The sequence below is a fragment of the Streptantibioticus silvisoli genome (genome assembly GCF_027947535.2).
Taxonomy (GTDB): Bacteria; Actinomycetota; Actinomycetes; order Streptomycetales; family Streptomycetaceae; genus Streptantibioticus_C; species Streptantibioticus_C silvisoli.
This window is the reverse complement of record NZ_JAAGKO020000040.1, coordinates 32236-49598: the sequence shown is the minus strand read 5'-3', so window position 1 is coordinate 49598 and position 17363 is coordinate 32236. Positions and strand designations below refer to the sequence as shown.

31 protein-coding genes and 1 pseudogene are annotated in these 17363 nt (G+C 68.8%); 31 read left to right on the top strand and 1 reads right to left on the bottom strand.

Annotated elements, in window-relative coordinates:
* Positions 1-185: 185 nt before the first annotated feature.
* From POF43_RS24045 to POF43_RS23960, 19 genes and pseudogenes are all read left to right on the top strand, one after another.
* Positions 186-398 (top strand): hypothetical protein, encoded by a 213-nt coding sequence (locus tag POF43_RS24045; RefSeq protein WP_271322081.1) that lies wholly within the window; start codon positions 186-188, stop codon positions 396-398.
* Positions 399-480: 82 nt separating this feature from the next.
* Positions 481-930: a hypothetical protein gene (locus POF43_RS24040; RefSeq protein WP_271322082.1), complete on the top strand. Its 450-nt coding sequence runs from the start codon at positions 481-483 to the stop codon at positions 928-930.
* Entirely contained in the window at positions 927-1223 is a 297-nt protein-coding gene (locus tag POF43_RS24035; protein ID WP_271322083.1) for a hypothetical protein, read from the top strand. The genes POF43_RS24040 and POF43_RS24035 overlap by 4 nt, the downstream gene beginning before the upstream one ends.
* Positions 1224-1255: 32 nt before the next feature.
* The gene (locus POF43_RS24030; RefSeq protein ID WP_271322084.1) at positions 1256-2698 is read left to right on the top strand and encodes a hypothetical protein; all 1443 of its coding nucleotides are present in this window, start codon (positions 1256-1258) and stop codon (positions 2696-2698) included.
* A 3-nt stretch (positions 2699-2701) separates the two neighbouring features.
* Entirely contained in the window at positions 2702-4843 is a 2142-nt protein-coding gene (locus tag POF43_RS24025; RefSeq protein ID WP_271322085.1) for a hypothetical protein, read from the top strand.
* A 138-nt stretch (positions 4844-4981) separates the two neighbouring features.
* The gene (locus POF43_RS24020) at positions 4982-5761 is read left to right on the top strand and encodes a hypothetical protein (RefSeq protein ID WP_271322086.1); all 780 of its coding nucleotides are present in this window, start codon (positions 4982-4984) and stop codon (positions 5759-5761) included.
* A gap of 22 nt (positions 5762-5783) precedes the next feature.
* Positions 5784-5969, top strand: coding sequence for a hypothetical protein (locus POF43_RS24015; protein ID WP_271322087.1), 186 nt, complete (start codon positions 5784-5786; stop codon positions 5967-5969).
* A 40-nt stretch (positions 5970-6009) separates the two neighbouring features.
* Positions 6010-6204 (top strand): hypothetical protein, encoded by a 195-nt coding sequence (locus POF43_RS24010; RefSeq protein WP_271322088.1) that lies wholly within the window; start codon positions 6010-6012, stop codon positions 6202-6204.
* Positions 6205-6288: 84 nt separating this feature from the next.
* Positions 6289-6486 carry a DUF4236 domain-containing protein gene (locus POF43_RS24005; RefSeq protein ID WP_271322089.1) on the top strand — a complete coding sequence of 66 codons (198 nt, stop codon included), beginning with the start codon at positions 6289-6291 and terminating at the stop codon, positions 6484-6486.
* Positions 6487-6547: 61 nt separating this feature from the next.
* Entirely contained in the window at positions 6548-7084 is a 537-nt protein-coding gene (locus tag POF43_RS24000; RefSeq protein ID WP_271322090.1) for a DUF6197 family protein, read from the top strand.
* A 44-nt stretch (positions 7085-7128) separates the two neighbouring features.
* Positions 7129-7353 carry a hypothetical protein gene (locus tag POF43_RS23995; RefSeq protein WP_271322091.1) on the top strand — a complete coding sequence of 75 codons (225 nt, stop codon included), beginning with the start codon at positions 7129-7131 and terminating at the stop codon, positions 7351-7353.
* Between the two features lie 165 nt (positions 7354-7518).
* On the top strand, positions 7519-7707 hold the full coding sequence (locus tag POF43_RS23990; RefSeq protein ID WP_271322092.1) for a hypothetical protein: 189 nt from the start codon (positions 7519-7521) through the stop codon (positions 7705-7707).
* Positions 7708-7732: 25 nt separating this feature from the next.
* A complete protein-coding gene (locus tag POF43_RS23985) occupies positions 7733-7867 on the top strand; it encodes a hypothetical protein (RefSeq protein WP_271322093.1) in 135 nt (44 codons plus the stop codon).
* 100 nt (positions 7868-7967) lie between these two features.
* Complete coding sequence (locus POF43_RS23980; RefSeq protein WP_271322094.1) at positions 7968-8165, top strand: hypothetical protein; 198 nt, start codon at positions 7968-7970, stop codon at positions 8163-8165.
* A gap of 102 nt (positions 8166-8267) precedes the next feature.
* Positions 8268-8663, top strand: coding sequence for a DUF3307 domain-containing protein (locus POF43_RS23975; RefSeq protein WP_271322095.1), 396 nt, complete (start codon positions 8268-8270; stop codon positions 8661-8663).
* Positions 8664-8769: 106 nt separating this feature from the next.
* On the top strand, positions 8770-9306 hold the full coding sequence (locus POF43_RS23970) for a hypothetical protein (RefSeq protein WP_271322096.1): 537 nt from the start codon (positions 8770-8772) through the stop codon (positions 9304-9306).
* 13 nt (positions 9307-9319) lie between these two features.
* Positions 9320-9910 carry a hypothetical protein gene (locus tag POF43_RS23965; protein WP_271322097.1) on the top strand — a complete coding sequence of 197 codons (591 nt, stop codon included), beginning with the start codon at positions 9320-9322 and terminating at the stop codon, positions 9908-9910.
* Between the two features lie 51 nt (positions 9911-9961).
* Positions 9962-10243 (top strand): annotated as a pseudogene (locus tag POF43_RS35200) (helix-turn-helix domain-containing protein); the annotation flags it as partial.
* Between the two features lie 71 nt (positions 10244-10314).
* A complete protein-coding gene (locus tag POF43_RS23960) occupies positions 10315-10803 on the top strand; it encodes a Scr1 family TA system antitoxin-like transcriptional regulator (protein WP_271322098.1) in 489 nt (162 codons plus the stop codon).
* 10 nt (positions 10804-10813) lie between these two features.
* Here POF43_RS23960 and POF43_RS23955 read toward each other — a convergent pair whose 3' ends face one another.
* Positions 10814-10984, bottom strand: coding sequence for a hypothetical protein (locus POF43_RS23955; RefSeq protein ID WP_271322099.1), 171 nt, complete (start codon positions 10982-10984; stop codon positions 10814-10816).
* 76 nt (positions 10985-11060) lie between these two features.
* Between POF43_RS23955 and POF43_RS23950 the strand changes: the two genes are divergently transcribed.
* The 12 genes from POF43_RS23950 to POF43_RS23895 all read left to right on the top strand — a co-directional run bounded on the left by POF43_RS23950 (position 11061) and on the right by POF43_RS23895 (position 17347).
* Positions 11061-11399 (top strand): hypothetical protein, encoded by a 339-nt coding sequence (locus POF43_RS23950; RefSeq protein ID WP_271322100.1) that lies wholly within the window; start codon positions 11061-11063, stop codon positions 11397-11399.
* Positions 11396-11755 carry a DUF6221 family protein gene (locus POF43_RS23945; RefSeq protein WP_271322101.1) on the top strand — a complete coding sequence of 120 codons (360 nt, stop codon included), beginning with the start codon at positions 11396-11398 and terminating at the stop codon, positions 11753-11755. Before POF43_RS23950 ends, POF43_RS23945 begins: the two co-directional genes overlap by 4 nt.
* Positions 11756-11819: 64 nt before the next feature.
* Positions 11820-12521, top strand: a complete 702-nt coding sequence (locus POF43_RS23940; protein ID WP_271322102.1) for a hypothetical protein — start codon at positions 11820-11822, stop codon at positions 12519-12521.
* Positions 12522-12620: 99 nt separating this feature from the next.
* Positions 12621-12839 carry a helix-turn-helix domain-containing protein gene (locus POF43_RS23935; RefSeq protein WP_271322103.1) on the top strand — a complete coding sequence of 73 codons (219 nt, stop codon included), beginning with the start codon at positions 12621-12623 and terminating at the stop codon, positions 12837-12839.
* A gap of 160 nt (positions 12840-12999) precedes the next feature.
* Positions 13000-14133: a hypothetical protein gene (locus POF43_RS23930; protein WP_271322104.1), complete on the top strand. Its 1134-nt coding sequence runs from the start codon at positions 13000-13002 to the stop codon at positions 14131-14133.
* The gene (locus tag POF43_RS23925; RefSeq protein ID WP_271322105.1) at positions 14130-14303 is read left to right on the top strand and encodes a hypothetical protein; all 174 of its coding nucleotides are present in this window, start codon (positions 14130-14132) and stop codon (positions 14301-14303) included. The genes POF43_RS23930 and POF43_RS23925 overlap by 4 nt, the downstream gene beginning before the upstream one ends.
* Positions 14300-14482, top strand: coding sequence for a hypothetical protein (locus tag POF43_RS23920; RefSeq protein WP_271322106.1), 183 nt, complete (start codon positions 14300-14302; stop codon positions 14480-14482). The genes POF43_RS23925 and POF43_RS23920 overlap by 4 nt, the downstream gene beginning before the upstream one ends.
* A gap of 96 nt (positions 14483-14578) precedes the next feature.
* Positions 14579-14797: a hypothetical protein gene (locus POF43_RS23915; RefSeq protein ID WP_271322107.1), complete on the top strand. Its 219-nt coding sequence runs from the start codon at positions 14579-14581 to the stop codon at positions 14795-14797.
* Between the two features lie 66 nt (positions 14798-14863).
* Positions 14864-15124: a hypothetical protein gene (locus POF43_RS23910; RefSeq protein WP_271322108.1), complete on the top strand. Its 261-nt coding sequence runs from the start codon at positions 14864-14866 to the stop codon at positions 15122-15124.
* Between the two features lie 2 nt (positions 15125-15126).
* Positions 15127-15273 carry a hypothetical protein gene (locus POF43_RS23905; protein WP_271322109.1) on the top strand — a complete coding sequence of 49 codons (147 nt, stop codon included), beginning with the start codon at positions 15127-15129 and terminating at the stop codon, positions 15271-15273.
* A 45-nt stretch (positions 15274-15318) separates the two neighbouring features.
* Entirely contained in the window at positions 15319-15852 is a 534-nt protein-coding gene (locus tag POF43_RS23900; protein ID WP_271322110.1) for a hypothetical protein, read from the top strand.
* Complete coding sequence (locus POF43_RS23895) at positions 15803-17347, top strand: terminase large subunit domain-containing protein (protein WP_271322111.1); 1545 nt, start codon at positions 15803-15805, stop codon at positions 17345-17347. Before POF43_RS23900 ends, POF43_RS23895 begins: the two co-directional genes overlap by 50 nt.
* Positions 17348-17363 lie beyond the last annotated feature (16 nt).

The window sequence follows — 17363 nt, the reverse complement described above, 5'->3', positions numbered from 1 at the left end:
CTCGCACGGGCGGCCTGGAGATCCGCCAGCACCAACCTCATCCACCACAGCAATCCCGAAGGGGCCCACCCATGCGCTACCTGACATTCGCCGCCGTCTACCTGATGTTCACCGTCGCACTCATCGCCATCATCGGCACGGCTACCGGCCACTTCCACTGACAGACCACCGCCCGAAGGACACCGATGCCCAGCACCCGAGCCAAGAACACAACCCCGGCCCTGCTCATCACCCTGATCGCCGCCGTTCTCGCGGTCGGTATCGCCTACCGCATCCACGCCCACCACACCGGGCTGCCGGTCACGATCGCCGCCGGCTGGGGGTGCTTCATCGGCTACCAGTGGTCGATCAACCGGCTCTACACCGCCCGCACCCGCACCCGCACCCGCCGCCGCTGACGGTCACCCATCCGCCCCGGGCCCCGCGCCCAGGACGGGTGGCAACCCCTCAGACCCGCAACTCCCCGAAGGGACTCCCATCGTGTACTTCCCGCTGGCCCTGCCGATCCTGCGTGCCGCCGACGTGTCCGATGCGCCGATGGTCCGTCGGGCCCGTGCCGCCGTCGCCGACGCGCTGGGCGAGCCGGTGCCCGAGTGCACCGTGCTGCTCGGCTCCCGCGCCCTGGCCTCCTTGATCCTCTCCCCGACCTACTGGACCCCCGGCGGCGCGCGGGAGTGGCTGCGCACCTGGTGGGACAGCCGCGGATGCTACGGCCAGACCATTGGCTGCACCGGCGGCGAGGACTCCCTCGTCATCGTCCACACCGCGGGGCGCCGACACCTGTGGCCGACGCTCTGTCACGAGCTGGTCCACGTCGCCCAGGCCAGCCGCCCGGGTGCGAACCCGGACGCGATCAACGCCGACGAGGACGAGGCGTACCGCATCGAGCACCTGATCACCGAGACGTTCGCGGGCCGGGTGTCGGCGTGAACACCTACCTGATCACCGCGAAGCCCTCCCGGTTCCGGCTGGTTGTGCGGGGGGTGTGCCGGTGGATACCGCGCATCCTCGTCGCCACCGGCCTGGCCCTGCTCGGTGTCGCGGTGTTCGCCCTCCGGGCCGCCCGCGCCCTCATTACCCTCGCCGCCTACATCGCCGCCCGCGCCGAGTACGCCGCCTCCGCGAAGGCCGGGCGCCAGCCGTTCGGCCAGTCCCTCGGTGTAGGCGTCGCCGAGGCGTTCGCCACCGAGTTCAACCGCACCCGCGCCCAAACCGCAGCCTGACCCCCACCTGACCCTGAGAGGACTGATCCACCGTGACCACCGCCCCGGCTCGCCTGTACGGCCCCAACGGGCAGCCCGTCAACGGCCACACCGTCGACACGCCCAAGCGGGCCGCGGCGACCCAGATCCGGCTCGTCGACTTCCCCATCAACCTGCCGACGCCGACCGTCGCCCCGACCCAGACCCTGGCCGCCCTGCCGGTGTCGGTCGAGCAGCACGCCCACGCCGAACCCGTCCAGCCGACCAGCGACCCGCTCGCCGAAGCGCAGGCCGAGGCGATCCGACTCGACGCCGCCGCCAAAGCCGAAGCCCGACGCGTCGCAGCCGCCGCCGAAGCCGAAGCGACCGCAGCCAAGGCGGCCGAAGAGAAGGAAGCCCTGCGGATCGCCAACGAGAAGGAAGCCCTCAACCTCAAGCGAAACCAGCTGCGGTTCGACCGCGAGAAGGCCGACAACGACACCCGCATCGCCGCCGCCAACCGCAAGAGGGAAGAGGAGGAGCGCACGGCCCGCGAAGCCCGCGAGGCTGCCGAAGCCGAACGGCGCCAGAACGCCGATGCTCAGACCAAGGTCGCCTCGTCCGCTAAGTCATGGCGTAAAGCGGCAATCAGCTTCGCAATCGTGTGCGCGATCGTCGCCCTCCCCGTACAGATGTCGGCGTTCTACAACCCGAACGCCCCCTGGCTTCTGGCCGCACCCGTCGTCCTCGAAGGCGGCGCCTGGGTCGTGCTCCGTGGTGCTGCCGCTGCGGTTGATGACCACCGGCCGCATTGGCACTACCGGCTCATCGCCTGGACCCTGGCGTTCCTCGCCGCCGGTATCAACCTGTCCCACGGCCTGACGCACTTCGACATGGCCACCGCTGCCGGCACCGCGTTCGCATCACTGGCCGGGCCCGGTGTGTGGGACCTCCACGAGCACGGTCGCATCCGCCTCCGCGACGGGAAGCTGACCCGCGCACAGCGGCGTGCCGCGAAGAAGGAAGCCGCCCGGATTGCCGCCGAAGAGAAGGCCGCCAAGCAGCGTGCGGACGTCGCGAAGGCTGCCGAGGAGAAGGCTGCGGCGGAGGCTGCGCAGAAGCTCGCGAAGCAGCGCGAGGAGTTCTATCCGAAGGAGTGGGAGCGGGCCGTCCGACTGTCCACCGCGCTTGGTGAGACGACGGTTTCGGAGGCCACGTGGCGGCAGGCGTGCTTCGACGTGAACGGTGCCGCGCCGGGTGAGGACGCGAACGTCGTGGGCGCTCGCAACGCGGCTGTCAGCCGCATGCAGAAGTACGTCACGCAGGGTGCCGAAAAGGGCACAGAAAAGAGCGTGTCGTCGCAGCGTGCAAACCAAATGCCCCGTGCTCAGCGAGGGCCCGCTCGCAAGCCCCCGACGCGACGTGCAGGAGACACCCCGCAGTACGTGAACGCGGCCCGCCGGCAGGCGTCCATCACCGCCAAGCAGGTCCACAACAGCGACCCCCAGGAGGGCTGACCGATGTCTACTAACTACACGATCCGGGAGTCCGGCGACGACCTGGATGTCCCCGACTTCATGCGCTCCGACGCGCCGACCGTGAGCCTCCACAAGCCGCACCTGACGATCGTCGGCGAGGTGGTCGACCGCACCTCCGCCGACACCATCGAGATGGTTGTCGACGACCAGGCCGACGACGGCGAGGACACCGCTCCGGGCATCGTCGAGTACTACGTCCCGAGGCCCCCGGTTCTCTACCGTGGCGGGTCGGCGGCGATGACCGCCGCCCGATACACCGGCCGCGCCACCGCCCTCGGCACCCGCTACTTCGGCCACGGCCTCCTGCACACCAGCCGCCTCGGCTACCGGTACGTCCGCGCCCGGGACCACCACGACACCATCGGCGGCATGGCATCCGCCACCGACTGGACCAAGATCCACCAGACCCGGCGAACCCGCTGGAAGTTCCTCGCCCGCAGCATCGGCGGCCTCGGACTCGCCGACCTCCTCGGCTGGTGGGGCCTCACCGCCGGAGCCGGCCTGGCCGCCGCCGACTCCTGGGCCATCCTGCCCGGAGCCGAAGCCGCCGCCGCCGTCGCCGCGATCACCGCCTACGGGCGGTACCGGCTCAACCGCCGGATCGCCCCCGGGGAGATCGTCGCCGCCGAGGACATCGACGATGGTGTCGAGCCCTACCCGCTCGCCTGGTGCAAGTCGCCGGAGCAGGTCGCCGACTGTGTCGGCCGGGCCCTGGCCGCCGAGGGTGTCAGCACCCGCAGCATCATCCTCGGGTCGGTCCGCGATTGGGGCTACGAGATCGATGTCGTCCTCAAGGGCTCGACACCGGGCAAGGTTCAGTCCGCCGCCGACCAGATCGAATCTCACCTGGCCATCCCGGATGGCGGGTTCATGATGGAACCGCTGGCCAGTGACAAGTCCCGCATCACCGTCCGCCTCGTCCGCGCCGACCCGTTCGCCGACATGCCCCGACCGCAGATCCATGCCCCCCGATCCCTGTCCGTGCACGACGCGATCGTCATGGGCCGGGCCATGGACGGCAGCCCGTTCGAGATCACCCTCGACGGGTTCTGCGCCCTGGTCGTCGGCGCGATGGGCGCCGGCAAGACCCTCGGCGCCTCCCGCACCATCGCCGAGGCCCTCACCGCCTGTGTGGACGCAGTCTGCTGGGACCTCGACCCGATCAAGGGCGGACTCGCAGAGTTCGGTGATCTCATGGAACTGCGGGCCCGCACCCAGGAGGAGTGCGAGGAAGCCCTGGACCGCGCCCTCGCCTACGTCAACGCCCGCAAGGAAGTCATGCCCCGCGTGCCGGGCATGGGCGACCGGTGGAAGGCGACCGCCGAGCACCCGCACGTCTACATCTTCATCGACGAGTACCTGCTGCTCACGCCGAAGGGGAAGAAGACGGCCATCGACGTGTTGCGCACGGGGCGCCAGTACGGCGTCTACCTGATTATGATGGGTCAGGAAGCCACCGGGGACGCCCTCGGTGACGCCGTGGCCGGGGTGATCCCCTACCGGATCGGCATGGCGTGTCGCTTCGAGGACGTGCGGATCGTGTTCGGTGCGGGCATGGGTGCCCTCGGTTGGCGCCCTGACCGCATGAAGCCCGCCGTCGGCCCGGTGGTCAACGACGCCGGCCAGTCCTACATCATGGGCGGCCAGTTCACCCGCCCGATCCGGCACCGTTTCAACGGCTACAGCCGCGACCAGATCCTCAACGCCGTGCCGGAGCGCGTCGCTGCCGGCGTCAACCGGACCGACGCCGACACCATCCTCGCCGCCGGATACGCACTGGAGTCCACTGCCCAGCGGGGCTCGCTGACCGACCAGCTTGCCGTCTCCGACGAGGCCGACGCGTTCTTGCTGTCGGTGCTGTTTCAGGAGTTCGACTCCCGTGGCCGGGACTTCCTGCCGTCGACCGAGATCCTCGTCCCCGCTGTCGAGGCGGCCGGGATCGAGGGGATCGACAGCACCGTCCTCGGCAAGAAGCTCCGGTCCCACGCCGATGTGAAGGCGGACCGGCAGAACTGCCCGGAGGGATACCTCCGCGGTTGGACCCGTGACGACGTCGAGAAGGCCGCGAAGGGCCTGTTGGACCCGGCGAAGGCCCGGCAGAACCCCGGTAAGAGCCCGGCGTAACCCCGGCGGCAGCCCGGCGGGACGGCGAGGCATCGGTGCAGGTCGCCGGGTGTCCGCCGCCCTCCCGCCGGGTCCACGCCGGGCTCCCGCCAACCTATTCCTCCGTATTTGTGACGATCCTGAAAGGACCCGCCGATCATGGCCGCGACGACCGCCACTCCCAGCAAGCGGACCGCCAAGAAGCCCGCCAAGCGCCCCGCAACCCGGGCTGCGGTTGCCAAGCGGCCGAGCCGCCACACCAGCCCCGCCGAACGGTTCGCCTCGTGGCTCGGCCGCCGGATCGCCCGCCATGCCAAGGCTCATCACGAGTCCGTGCGCTCCCGGAAAGATGCGGCGATCCTCCGCATCACCCATGAGGGCTGCCAGACCTGCGGCGGCCTCGGCGTGATCACCAAGCGGGACAAGGACGGTTCGTTCGCCGGCTCCAAGACCTGCCCTGCCAAGCCGCGCGAGGTCAAGGTCTCCAAGCTCAGGATCCACGCCGCAGCCCGCGCCGGGGTCGACAAGCGGTCGGGCCTCCTGGGCTGGAGGTGCCCCTGCGGCAAGAGCCAGAAGCCCCGCCACCACGACGACAAGACCGCCACCAAGGCACTCCGCACCCACGAGCAGGAGAAGCACGGCGGCCGGCCCATGGGCGGCGGACTCGTCATGCAACTCCCCGAAGGAGTCGACCCGACCAACCTCCCCGCCCCGGCGAAGACCGCCTCGCTCACCAAGACCAACACCGCCGCCGCCCCGAAGACCGACTTGCAGTGGCTCGCCCAGAACTCCCGCATCACCCCGGCCGCCGCCCGCAAGAAGGGCCTGTGCGGGGACTGCGGCGGCACCGGCGCCCTCTACACCCTCGACTCCGGCACGCAGACCACCACCGTCTGCGCCCCCTGCAACGGCCGCGGCAAAGCCGCCAAAGCCAGCTGACCACCACCGAAAGGACCCCGTCATGTCCCAGTACGAGTCGACCGACCGGTACATCGCCGCCCGCGAAGCCGGTGACCAGGAAACCGCCGACGGGGTGGTCGCCGAGGTGACCGACCGGTACGTGACCGGTGCGACCGACGGCACCGAGCACGCCGAGGTGTACTACGCGACCCTCGGCCTCCCCCTCCCCACCCACTACGGCCACTGACAGCCCCCTGTCCACCCACCAACTGCACCAGGAGGAACCCATGTTCGGACGTAGCAGCAGCCCGGAGCAGCAGGCCGCGAAGCAGGAGCTGAAGGCCGCCAAGCAGGCTCTCGCCGCCGACCCCGTCAACACCGGCGAACTCGGCACCGTCGACATCAACTCGGTTGCCGGTCAGGCGAACCTCGCCGCCCAGGACCGGGTGCACGCCGCCGAGGAGAACCTGCGCCGCCGCTGACGGTAGCCCGTCCGTCCGGGGCCCAGCGTCCCGGACGGACGGAGATCCGCCAGACCGGCAGATCGCGACGAGAGGACCCCCGCCATGGGCCTGACCTACCGCCGGAAGATCCGTGTGATCCCCGGCCTGCTTGACCTCAACCTCGGCAAGAAGTCCCACTCGTGGACGCTAAAGCTCGGCCCTATCCACCGCACCTGGTCCTCGACCGGGCGCACCACCGACTCCGTTGACCTGCCCGGCCCGTTCGGGTACCGCCGCTCCCGCACCCGCCGGGACGCCTGATGTTCTTCCGGCGCGACACCGCCCCCTGACAACCCGCCACCAGACCTGAGAGGAGTTCGCCATGACCAGCCTCACGGACACCACCGCCAGCACCACCACCAGCACGACCGCCGTCGAGGCTGGTCCCGGGCTCGACCTGGAGGCGCGCATGGCGCTCGTCGGGGTTGAAATGACGGCCCGGCTGAGCATGGCCGCTCTTGCCATGGAGGTGAACACCGCCCACCTCGCTACCGAGCCCGTTGACCTGGCCGACGTTGTCCGTGGTCCCGTTGCCGCGCCCCTGCTACCGCTCGCCCCGTACCCGACACCGGTTGCCGCGCTGCTCCAACGGGCAGCGCGGCGCCTGGAACAGCACGGCTGGTGCTCCGGCATGGACACCGACGGAGACGGGGCCACCTGCGACCGTGGCGCCATCCAGGCCGAAGCCGAGTCGACAGCCCAGGAGACCGCCGCGATGGACGTGCTCCTGGAAGCGATCCGCCGACGGTTCCCCGGCGCGGCGACGGTGCCGTCCTGGAACGATGACAACCGGGACAGCCGGCTGCCGGTGCGGCTGATGTGGCAGGCCGCCGAGTTGGCCAACGCCCGCAACATCTGACCGGGCGGGGGCTGCTTCGCGCCACCCGGTCTATCCTGACCCATATGGAACAGATCACACCGGCCAGCCTGAGGGCCGACGCGGAAGAAGCTCTCACCCCCCTTGGGCGAGAGCGGATCGAGCTGGTCACCAAGCTTGCCGGGATCGATAAGAAGCTGAGGCCCCTGGTGGTGAATGCCGTGGTCGCAGAGGTGTCGGAGCGTCGCATCAGTGAGCTGACAGGTCTGGCGCGGGGGACGATCCGGGCCTGGAAGTCGCCCGCGAAGTAGTTCGGCGTACATAGGTCGGTGGGCCGTTCGGGAGTTATCCCGGGCGGCCCTTTCGCATCTCCCCGTTGCGCACCATGCTCCACGTGGTCCATAGTGATCCAGGCGGAACGAAGTGATCCACGATGATTCGGGTCACGACCACAACGACACCATCCAGGAGGACCCATGGCCCGCGAAATCGTGAGCGCCCAGTTCCAGCACAACGGGGGCACCGCCCGCGTCGAACAGGACCACACTGGTCAGCACGTCACCTGCTCCGGCTGCGGCACCGATACCCCCGCCGGCGGGATGGCCCCCGCGCTGTCCAACCTGGTCACCAACCACGGCGACCAGAGCAGCCCCCGCGACAACTGACCGACCACAAACCGAGAGGCAACCCGTGGGGTTCTTCGATTCACTGCGCGCCGCCGTTGAAAGCACCGATCCGGACGAGAGGGAAGCGCTCTACGCCCAAGCCGAGGCCGAAATCCCGGATGAGGTCGAGCGGCTCCGGGAGAGGAACAGCCAGAAGTAACCAGCGCCCGTCAACTGCCCCACCCAAGGGGGCCGCACGTGAAACGCGGCCCCCTTTTCCATGCCCTAGTGCACAACCAGCCAAGAAAGAGGCAGCAGTCATGGGAAGCATCGTGAACACCGGCGTCGTCTACGGCGGACAGCACATCACCAACGTCACCAAGGCCACCAGCGGCGACGAAAGCAGCAGCCACACCACGGCTCAGGGCGAAATGGTCCAGGGTGACCGCTACGGCCACCGGGTCGATGTCCACTACGGAGACCTCCCCGACATCGTGGTCGGCGAGAAGCACCGCTGACAACGCCCCCGGGGGCGGCCGTTGATACACGGCCGCCCCGAACCTTTTCTCCGGTTCGCGTATCGCCTGACCTCACTATCCCCGCGCCCCCTGGAGGCCGCCGTGTTCGCCGCCCTGTTCATCCTGCTGTACGTCGCTCATCTGGCCGCCGACTACCCCGGCCAGACGGATCATCAGGCCGGACACAAGGCCGACCCCGGTTGGGCCGGATGGGCGGCGGCGTTCGCGCATGCTGGTACTCACGCCGCGCTCACCGCCGTGGCCCTCGGGATCGCTACGGTCACGGTCGCGCCGAACCTGACACTCACCGGTGCGATCGTCGGGACCGTGTGGGTGACCGCGACGCACGCCCTGATAGACCGCCGGTGGATCGTGGCGTGGTGGATGGACAACACCGGTCAGGCGGCGTTCCGTGCGAGGGGTGGTGCGGCGCATGTGGATCAGGCGGCGCACGTGCTGATGCTGGCCGTGGCCGCCGGGCTGATCACCGCGCTCTGAACCGTCAGCCCCCGCTGAGCGCCGGCGGGGGCTTCTGCATTTCCCCGGGCTTGACTTCAAGGATTCAAAGATGCAAAGATAGGTGCATTGAATCTGAGGGGATCTGATGAACACCACCACCGCAGCCGCCACCCAGGCCAACGTCACCGTCGCCACCATCCGAACCTGGTGCCGACGCGGCGTCATCGCCGCGACGAAGGCGTCCGGTCGGTGGATCGTGGACGCGACCTCCCTCGCCCGCCGCATCGCCATCGGCACCATGCGAACCAGGAAGACCATCATGACCAACGACTTCACATCCCAAGCCGCCGAGGTGGCACAGCTCGTCGCCCGCTTCACCCCGGAACGCGGCTGCCGCGCCGCCGACCGGCCCGGCGGCAGCCGCGACCGGTTCAGTGGCCGCGCCGACGCCCGCGCCGCAGCCGAATGGGCCCAGGCCCACATCCGCTACGCCATCGCCCTCACCGCCGATGAGGCGGACGGCCGGAACGAGGCCCGTGAACGCCTCACCGCCGAATGCGGCCACCGCCTCTACCGCGCCGACAACCGCGCACCCGAGTTCGACCTCGCCGCCGCCGTCCCCGACCTGATCAACACCCTCATGAACGACGCCCGGACCGCCGCCACCCGCGTCACCGCCTGAACCGGAGACCGCTATGACCACCGAACCCGAACTGTGGAACTCCGAACGCTGCGCCGAGGAATGGGGCCTGACCGGCCCCGACCCGGGCAGGGTCTGGCGCTCCTACGTCTCAAAGGGCTACGCCCCCCAGGCCGACGCCTACGACGGCCGGTCCCCCCGCTGGAAGGCCAGCAAGGTGATCGCCGCCAGCGCCGCCCGCACGGGCCAGGGGCGGCCGCGCGGAAAGACCCTGGCTGAACGCCTGGACGCGGCGCTAACCTTCACCGAGACGCTCGGAGTCGCCGAGGAGGAGTTCGAGGTGGCGCTCGACCTCACCACCCCGGCCGAGGACCGCCGTGAGGATGCCGGCAGCGTGGAGATGACGCTCAGCGCCATGTCCGCCGCGCTCGACGAAGTGCGGGCCTTCTGTGCCCGCCGGGCCGACGAGTATGGCGCCACCCTCCCGGGACTGCGGAGCAGCGACCCACAGCACCCGTCACTGGAAGCCATCCGCGCCGACGCCTTCCGCATCCTGTTCCGCGACTTCGCTCGTGACTGCTCCCGCATCTCGCTGAACGCCGCCGCAACCGCACAGCTTGCTCGTGCCGCCGTACACCCCGACTGACGACCAACCACGTCTGCACCACCAGCCCCCATCGACGACCGGTGGGGGCAGGTGCATGCTCGGCCCGTTGGCCTTCGTCCAACCGGCCGAGCGCCAGTTGCAGCGGATACGAGCACCAGCAACGCTGAGACCGTGAGCACCCGCACCGGGAAGCCAGAGGAGTCCGACGCCGTACTACGCCTCGCCGGCACCATCCTCAGGCTATGGCGCCGCCGGGCCGGACTCGGCCAGGACGACTACGGTCAGCGCATCGGCTACAGCGTGGACCTGGTCTCTTCGGTAGAAGTCGGGCGGCGAGTGCCGACCGCGGCCTACCTGAAAGCTGCGGATATGGTGTGTGATGCACGCGGTGCGATCATCACGATGGCCCCCACATTCGTGACCGGCCACGCCCGCAGCACGAGGTGCGCCCGTCGGAAGCGACCAGCACGGCCCTCTTCTACTACGCGCCGATCCTGCTGCCCGCACTGTTCCTCGTCGACCCGGCATCGGACGAGGCTGAGCCGACGGCCCGCGCCCGAATCCTCGACGCCGGTAACCCGATCTGCCTAGTGCTCGACGAGAGCGTGCTCACCCGCATGGTCGGCGACCAGACGGAGCACGCTCAGCGGCTCCGGCACCTCGCCGAACTCGCCGACCGGCCCCACATCACCATCCAGGTGCTGCCCCTTAACAGCGGCGAACCGGTGGGGCTGACGGCCCCGGTCACCCTGCTGCACGAGGACGACCAACCAGCCGCCTACGTCGATACCGGCGTCGGGGTGTGCTGGCTGGCACCTGAAGCGGCCCGAGCCGCCGAGGCCGAGTTCGCCACCCTACGGTCGGTCGCCCTACCGCCCCGGGCATCCCACAGCCTCATCCTGAACACAGCCGCCCGGATCGGGAAGCGCTGACCGGCTGGCGCTACACCTCGACGGTCTCCGCTGCGGGCCGGACGCGGGCCAGCCACCTGTGTTCCCCGGCTACTGCGGGCATAGGCCGACCGTGCGCCTCGAACCCCAGGGCGATGAGCCGGTCCACCCACTCCAGGGCTTCCCGCTCACTGTCCGCCAGCACGCCGAGTACCACAGCCATGAGCCCAGTGTGACGCATGGCAACCGTTGACGCAGCAGCGCCGGGGGTTGTCGGGCTTCGGACGCATACTGCGAGCATGAGCGAGAACGACATGGTGTCCATCTGGGTCGAGATACACGGCCACCTGAATCCAGTTCAGCAGGCGCTAGCGCGGGCCATGTCGGACGTGTCGGAGGCTGCATACTTCGCAGGCTGGATGGACGGCACCGAGTACGGGGTATGGCGCCTCCTGTACGACGGTGGTACATGGGGCATGGCAGATGCCGTCACCCTCGCCAGCGAACTTGACGCCGTCCGCTCCGCGTTCGCTGTAGCGGACTGCTGGATCGTGTGGGACAACGACGCTGACGGGCAGGAAGCCGTGCCCCTTGACCAGTGGGAGAGGCGATACGCGGAGTGGACGGAGCGGCGGTGACTGACCTGGCGGTGTGGCTGGAGACGGAGTTCGCCCGGCGGGAAGCCCTCGCCCGTGCGGCAGCGTGTAAAGACGACAAGTGCGCTTGCGGGGTCTGGGACGCCGAGGAAATGGACGGCGAGATCCGCGACGCCCGCAACTCAGGGACGATCGCCAACGTCTACTGGCGGCGATACGCCGACCACATGGCTGCCAACGACCCGGCGGACGTGCTCCGCCGGGTCGCCGCTGACCGGAAGATGCTCGCGGAGTGCGTCAACGTACTCAACGGCTGGAACAGTCCTAACGCCAACACCCTCGCCGAGGACGCCATCCGCTTGCTCGCCGAGGGCTACGGCTGGACGGCCGCCGAGTAGCTGCCGGGCCTTGTCGGGCGGCGGGTGCACCATGTGATCAGCACCCGCACACCCGGAGGACCCCGTGCCGACAGCCTGCCCCGGTAGCCACAACACCGCCTGGCGCCAAGCCGAAGCCGACGGCCAACCACACAACCTCCAACCCGCATGGGGCAACCCCCTCCACTGCACCCGCTGCACCGAACGCGCCCACCGCGAACTCGCCCAACTCCCCGAACTCCTCGCCGCTATCTGGCTCGAAGCCACCAACGGCACCCGCGGACTCCCCACCGGAACCATCGGCCGCAGCCCAACCCACCCCGCATGGCCCGGCCAAGCCTCCCGGCTCATCACCGACCACATCATCGGCGGCCTCATAGAACTCGAAGCCGACATCCGCGGACTCCGCGGCCTCACTGGGCGGTCCATCGGTCGGCGCGAAGGGGTCGTCGCTACCCAGTCCGTGACCTTCCTCGCTGCACACCTCGACTGGGCCCTCGAATACCACCCCGCCGCCGGCGAAACCCACGACCGGCTCTCCGCAAACCCGGCCTCCCAAATCCACCAGTGGAACCGGGCCGCCACCCGGTTCACCGCCCGCGATGAACGCCTCGACCACCACCGCGTCCCATGCCCCCGGTGCGAACTCCTCACCCTGTTCCGCGCCGACGGCGACGACTACATCGAATGCCGCAACACCACCTGCGGACTCCTCCTCACCCCCGGCGAGTACTTCGAGCACACCAAGACGCTGGCCGCCGGACACTCCGGACAAGTCGCAGCTTGACACCCCGATCTTGCCGTGTCAGATTTGTGCACGGACAGTCATGTTTACCGAAGGCCCCGCCACAGTGCGGGGCCTTCGGCGTTCCACGAGGAGGCGATCGTGACCGCCATATACGGAGACCTCGCCTCAACCAACTGGACGACTCAGGAAGCCGCCGAGGCAGCCGGAGTCTCCTGCGACGTCATCTACCAGTGGAAGCGCCGCGGAAAGCTCAAGCCGATCAACCGAACCGGGCGTCCCCGATACCGGGCGATGGACGTGCTTCGTGCCGAAGCCGCCACCCGCACCGCAGCGCAACGTTCCCACGTCGCCGCCTGATCTCCCTGCCCTGGCCGCCCATTGCGGATGCTGGCCGGTAGGGATGCCCGTCCTGCGGGGGACGGGCCCGTCTCGCGGCCCGAACCACCCCCGGTCGGGCCGCGAGACCACACACAGAGCACTCCACAGGGGCACACGGCCCAACACGGCAGGGGGAACGATGGCTCCGCTCAACGCGTGGACGGTCCGGCCCGAGGACTACCACCAGGCCGGCGACGCGGACTGGACGGCCGCGTTCCGGAAGCTGTTCGCCGATGTCGGCAAGCGGCTGGCCACGGATGCGGGCGGTTCCGTCCCGGTGTCCACGGTCGAGGTCCTGCTGGCCGGCGTCTACACGGTCTCCGACACGATCATGCCCGCGGTGTCCGGACGCGCCCAGGGCCTCACGGTGCGCGGGCTGGGCAAGCGGTCGTCCGAGATCGTCATGACCGGTACCGCGCCGCTCCTGGTCAACACGGACCGCTGGATGGGCGTCACCTGGCACGACTGCTCCTTCCGCTCCACGAACAAGGCCGCGGACTTCCTCCACTCCAACTGCTCCGACATCGGCGGGGCACAGGACTGGAACTTCATCCGCTGCGAATGGCGCGGCACCTGGGGCAACGGGATCGTCCTCGACGGTCCGACCAACTCGAACTGCAACTCCGAATGGGTCTTCGACCGGTGCGCGGTCACCGGGTCCTACGAGAACGCCTGGCTGTGGTCCGGCAAGTCCGGCTACCCGGCGCAGGACCAGTTCCTCAACTTCGCCCTCCGCGACTGCAAGATCGAGTACCAGTACGGCACCGCTCTCCGCTTCGACAAGGGCGGCAGCATCGCCATCTGCGGCGGCTCGTGGATTCTCGAAGGAACCCGGCCGGACGGCGGCCAGTCCCGGTTCATCCAGCTCGGCGCCGGCACGCATGCCGACAGCGTGCAGAAGCTCGCAGTCAGGGATGTCCGCTTTGAACTGCGGAACGCGACGCACCAGGTCATCAACAGCGCCTGGTCCGGCTCGCAGATCCTGTTCGACGGGTGTGACGACACCGCCCTCGGCTTCCAGCCGTGGAGCCAGAACCTGATCGCCCACGAGTACATCAACCCCGGGCTCGTCACCTACCGGAGCTGCGCACTCGTCGGCCGCCACTCGTACACGCAGACGCAAGCCCCCGGACGGCAGATGGCCCTCTACCTCGGCTGCGTGCGCAAGAACAATCGCACGTCGCAGTCGTTCCTGGTGCGGAACGTGACGCCGAACCTCGCCGGGCCCGGCCTACGGTTCACGCACCTCGCCGACGGTGACGGCATCGGATGAACACGCACACGCTGCACGTCCGCCCGATCGACGACCTGATCGAACACGACACGTCGACCGAAGAACCCAACTGCCTTTGCGGGCCAACCGTGAAGCCGGTGAAGCAGGACGACGGGTCGATGGGCTGGCTGATCGTCCACGCAAGTCTTGACGGTCGGGAACTCGTGTGACCGCCCGCACCTGCGACGAGTGGCGGGCGCTCGACGCCCCGTTCCAGCCGGGCGACTGGCAGCCCCGGCCCGGCCACTGCTCCCGCTGCGGACAGCCCGCACTCGCCGGAGTCACCCGCTGGTGGCGCCTCGGCGACACCTGCCGCGCCAACCGCACCGCGGTATTCGTCGCCGACTGAAGTTGTTCGGCGAGGTCCCGGAAACCGTTCCGAACAAACTTCCGCCACACCGGCGGCGGATTGCTCGACCAACACCACAACCATCAGGAGAAAACCATGGGCACGCCCAGCAGTCACACCTTCAAGGTCCGCGTTGAGGAACCCGGCTGCGGCATCATCACCAAGACCGTCACGGCCGCCTACTTCCAGCACGACGACGCCTGCATGGTCTTCAAGGACACCGACAACCAGACCGTGTACTCCGTCCGACACGCAAACTTCCTTTCCGCCGAACGCGTCCAGCTGTGCGCAACCGCAGAATCGACGGGAGCCTGACCTGACCCCCGCTGTCCGGCCGACTTCACCGCCCAGCCGGACAGCGGGCCCCCACGAGGAGACCCCATGTTCGCCCAGATCAAGGACGCCCTCATCCGCGCCCTCCACATTGGCGAGGACGAAGCCCATGCCCTCGCGACCGCACTCGAAGCCGACCTCAAGCCCATGTTCGACGGCCTCCGCGAGCAGATCCTCACCGACCGGACCGGAGTCGTCGCAACCCTCAAAATCGACGGCCAGCAGCTCGCCCAGGACGTGGCCAACGCCCTCAACGCCCAGCAGCAGCCCACCAAGGCCGCCACCCCCGGTGCCACCCAGCAGGTGTGACCATGCTCGACGCCATCTGCTACACCATCGCGTTCATGCTCCTGGCCCTGGCCGCACTCCTCCCGGACACCGTGCCGTACCGGGACCGGCTCGCCTACGCCGGACTCGCCGCGTTCGTCCTCCCGACGATGATCCACGCCCTCCACTGATGAGCGGTGCCACCCGGGGCGCCAACATCCCCTAGGAGGTACGCCGTGACCGTCTCCCGAGCCGAGCAGATACGGCTGGCCGAACGTCGAAGGCAGTTGGTCGACAACCGACGCAAGAAGGTCCCGTACAGGGAGTTCTACAAGGAGATCGGCTACAACAGCGAGTCTGAGGCCCGAAAGGACTTCTACCGCACCTTGGCAGAGGCCAAAGCGGCAGAGCACGAGACCGTCGAGATCTACCGCGAGGAGCAGCTTCTCGAACTCGACGGTCTCGCCGAAGTCGCCCATGAGCTACTGCGTGAGGACTACTACCTGGTCAGCCAGGGAGGCAAGACCATTGCGCATCCGATCAGCGGGGAACCGATGCGCGACCCGGGCCCCAAGTACGCGGCGATCGACCGCATCCTGAAGATCAGCGGCCAGGTCGCGAAGCTACGCGGAACTGAGGCGGCGACGAAGATCGAGGGGGCGTTCACCCTTGAAGCCCTCGACAAGGCCCTCGCGGACGCCCGTCGACAACTCGCCGATCTTGGCACTGAAGATCCAGAAGATGGAGGAACTTCAACTCCTCCAAGCTGAGCTTCAGCGTCGCGAGGGCGCCCGAATGCGGAATCTCGATGCCTTCGCGATCCTCGGCTACACGCCGACGCCGAAGCAGCGGGAGTTCCATGAGGCGGCCGAGTACGACGTGTTGTACGGCGGTGCGGCCGGCGGCGGCAAGAGCAAGGCCCTTGTCATGGAGGGGATCCGACAGTGCGTCCGCCACCCGGGCCTCCGAGTTGGAGCCTTCCGTCGTACTTACGGTGAGTTGAAGGAGAGCCTGCTCGCGGAGTTGGCTCAGGTTGGATACGCGGGCGCCGTCGGCGCCTCGTGGAACGGCACAGAGTACGAGTTGCGCTTCAACAACGGATCGCTGTTGATGTTCCGCTACGCCGAGTCGGTCAAGGACGCGACAAGGCGGCAGGGCGGCCAGTACCAGCTGCTGCTGTTCGACGAAAGGAACCTGACCCCGCCCGACGTGTGTGCGTTCCTCGAAAGCCGACTGCGGTCCGGTCGTGCCGACATCCCCGTCATCGGTATCCGCTCCGGCACGAACCCGGGCGGCCCCGGCCACGGCACGGCAAAGGCCCGGTACGTGGACGCCACCAACTACGGCGAGAAGGTCGTAGTCGATGAACGCGGCCGAACAGTCCGGTTCATTCCGTCCCGATTGACGGACAATCCGCACGTCAACCCTGAGTACGCCGCCGACCTCAAAGCGCTCCCCGAGCAGATGCGGAAAGCCTTCCTCGAAGGGTCGTGGGACGCCTTCATGGGTCAAATGTTCACCGAGTTCTCCTGGGACCGGCACGTCCTCCAGCCCATCAACCTCCCCGCCACATGGACCCGCTACAACGGCATCGACTGGGGCTACACAGCCCCATGGTGTGTCCTGTGGGGCGCGGTCGACGAGGACGGACGCCTGTGGATCTACCGGGAGATCTACCGCACCCAGGTCGGAGAGGCTGACCAAGCCGCCCGGATCCTCGCCGCCGAAACCGAGGGGGAGAGCGTGGCGGCCCGCTGGGCTGACGACGCCATGTGGGCGACCCGGGGCGATGCGAAGCCCATCGCGACCGTCTACGCCGAGCACGGCGTCACCCTCACCCCAGCCGGCAAGGGCGGACGCGTCCCGGGCTGGCAGCGCGTCCACTCCCTGCTCAAGGAGGCACCCGCCTGCCCACACCACCGTGCTCTCGGCTGGGCAACCTGCCCGATGACCCACTTCTTCACGACGTGCGCGAACCTCCTGCGGGAACTGCCGGCACTGCCCCACGCGACCACGGGCGACCCTGAAGACGCCGACACCACCGGCTCCGACCACGCGATGGACGCCCTGCGTTATCTCGCGATCAACCTCGGCGCCGGCCCCCAGTTCCCGCTCCTGGCCGACGATCAGAACCATGAAGTAGCCCGGCTCCTCGAAGCGCTCGCCCCCGGCGTCGCCCAGCGGAAACCGGAACGGCTGAACACGCCGGCGGACGACGTCGAACAGCCCAACCGCGGTAGCACCGCCCGCTCACCGTTCGTCTAACCGAAGAGGGGGCTGC

What these genes read in the sequence shown, in the direction of transcription:
- POF43_RS24045 (WP_271322081.1), top strand. Translation starts at nt 186, where the DNA reads ATGCCCAGCACCCGAGCCAAGAACACAACCCCGGCCCTGCTCATCACC.
- POF43_RS24025 (WP_271322085.1), top strand. Translation starts at nt 2,702, where the DNA reads ATGTCTACTAACTACACGATCCGGGAGTCCGGCGACGACCTGGATGTC.
- POF43_RS24020 (WP_271322086.1), top strand. Translation starts at nt 4,982, where the DNA reads ATGGCCGCGACGACCGCCACTCCCAGCAAGCGGACCGCCAAGAAGCCC.
- POF43_RS24015 (WP_271322087.1), top strand. Translation starts at nt 5,784, where the DNA reads ATGTCCCAGTACGAGTCGACCGACCGGTACATCGCCGCCCGCGAAGCC.
- POF43_RS24010 (WP_271322088.1), top strand. Translation starts at nt 6,010, where the DNA reads ATGTTCGGACGTAGCAGCAGCCCGGAGCAGCAGGCCGCGAAGCAGGAG.
- POF43_RS24005 (WP_271322089.1), top strand. Translation starts at nt 6,289, where the DNA reads ATGGGCCTGACCTACCGCCGGAAGATCCGTGTGATCCCCGGCCTGCTT.
- POF43_RS24000 (WP_271322090.1), top strand. Translation starts at nt 6,548, where the DNA reads ATGACCAGCCTCACGGACACCACCGCCAGCACCACCACCAGCACGACC.
- POF43_RS23995 (WP_271322091.1), top strand. Translation starts at nt 7,129, where the DNA reads ATGGAACAGATCACACCGGCCAGCCTGAGGGCCGACGCGGAAGAAGCT.
- POF43_RS23990 (WP_271322092.1), top strand. Translation starts at nt 7,519, where the DNA reads ATGGCCCGCGAAATCGTGAGCGCCCAGTTCCAGCACAACGGGGGCACC.
- POF43_RS23980 (WP_271322094.1), top strand. Translation starts at nt 7,968, where the DNA reads ATGGGAAGCATCGTGAACACCGGCGTCGTCTACGGCGGACAGCACATC.
- POF43_RS23970 (WP_271322096.1), top strand. Translation starts at nt 8,770, where the DNA reads ATGAACACCACCACCGCAGCCGCCACCCAGGCCAACGTCACCGTCGCC.
- POF43_RS23965 (WP_271322097.1), top strand. Translation starts at nt 9,320, where the DNA reads ATGACCACCGAACCCGAACTGTGGAACTCCGAACGCTGCGCCGAGGAA.
- POF43_RS23955 (WP_271322099.1), bottom strand. Translation starts at nt 10,984, where the DNA reads ATGGCTGTGGTACTCGGCGTGCTGGCGGACAGTGAGCGGGAAGCCCTG.
- POF43_RS23950 (WP_271322100.1), top strand. Translation starts at nt 11,061, where the DNA reads ATGAGCGAGAACGACATGGTGTCCATCTGGGTCGAGATACACGGCCAC.
- POF43_RS23930 (WP_271322104.1), top strand. Translation starts at nt 13,000, where the DNA reads ATGGCTCCGCTCAACGCGTGGACGGTCCGGCCCGAGGACTACCACCAG.
- POF43_RS23925 (WP_271322105.1), top strand. Translation starts at nt 14,130, where the DNA reads ATGAACACGCACACGCTGCACGTCCGCCCGATCGACGACCTGATCGAA.
- POF43_RS23915 (WP_271322107.1), top strand. Translation starts at nt 14,579, where the DNA reads ATGGGCACGCCCAGCAGTCACACCTTCAAGGTCCGCGTTGAGGAACCC.
- POF43_RS23910 (WP_271322108.1), top strand. Translation starts at nt 14,864, where the DNA reads ATGTTCGCCCAGATCAAGGACGCCCTCATCCGCGCCCTCCACATTGGC.
- POF43_RS23905 (WP_271322109.1), top strand. Translation starts at nt 15,127, where the DNA reads ATGCTCGACGCCATCTGCTACACCATCGCGTTCATGCTCCTGGCCCTG.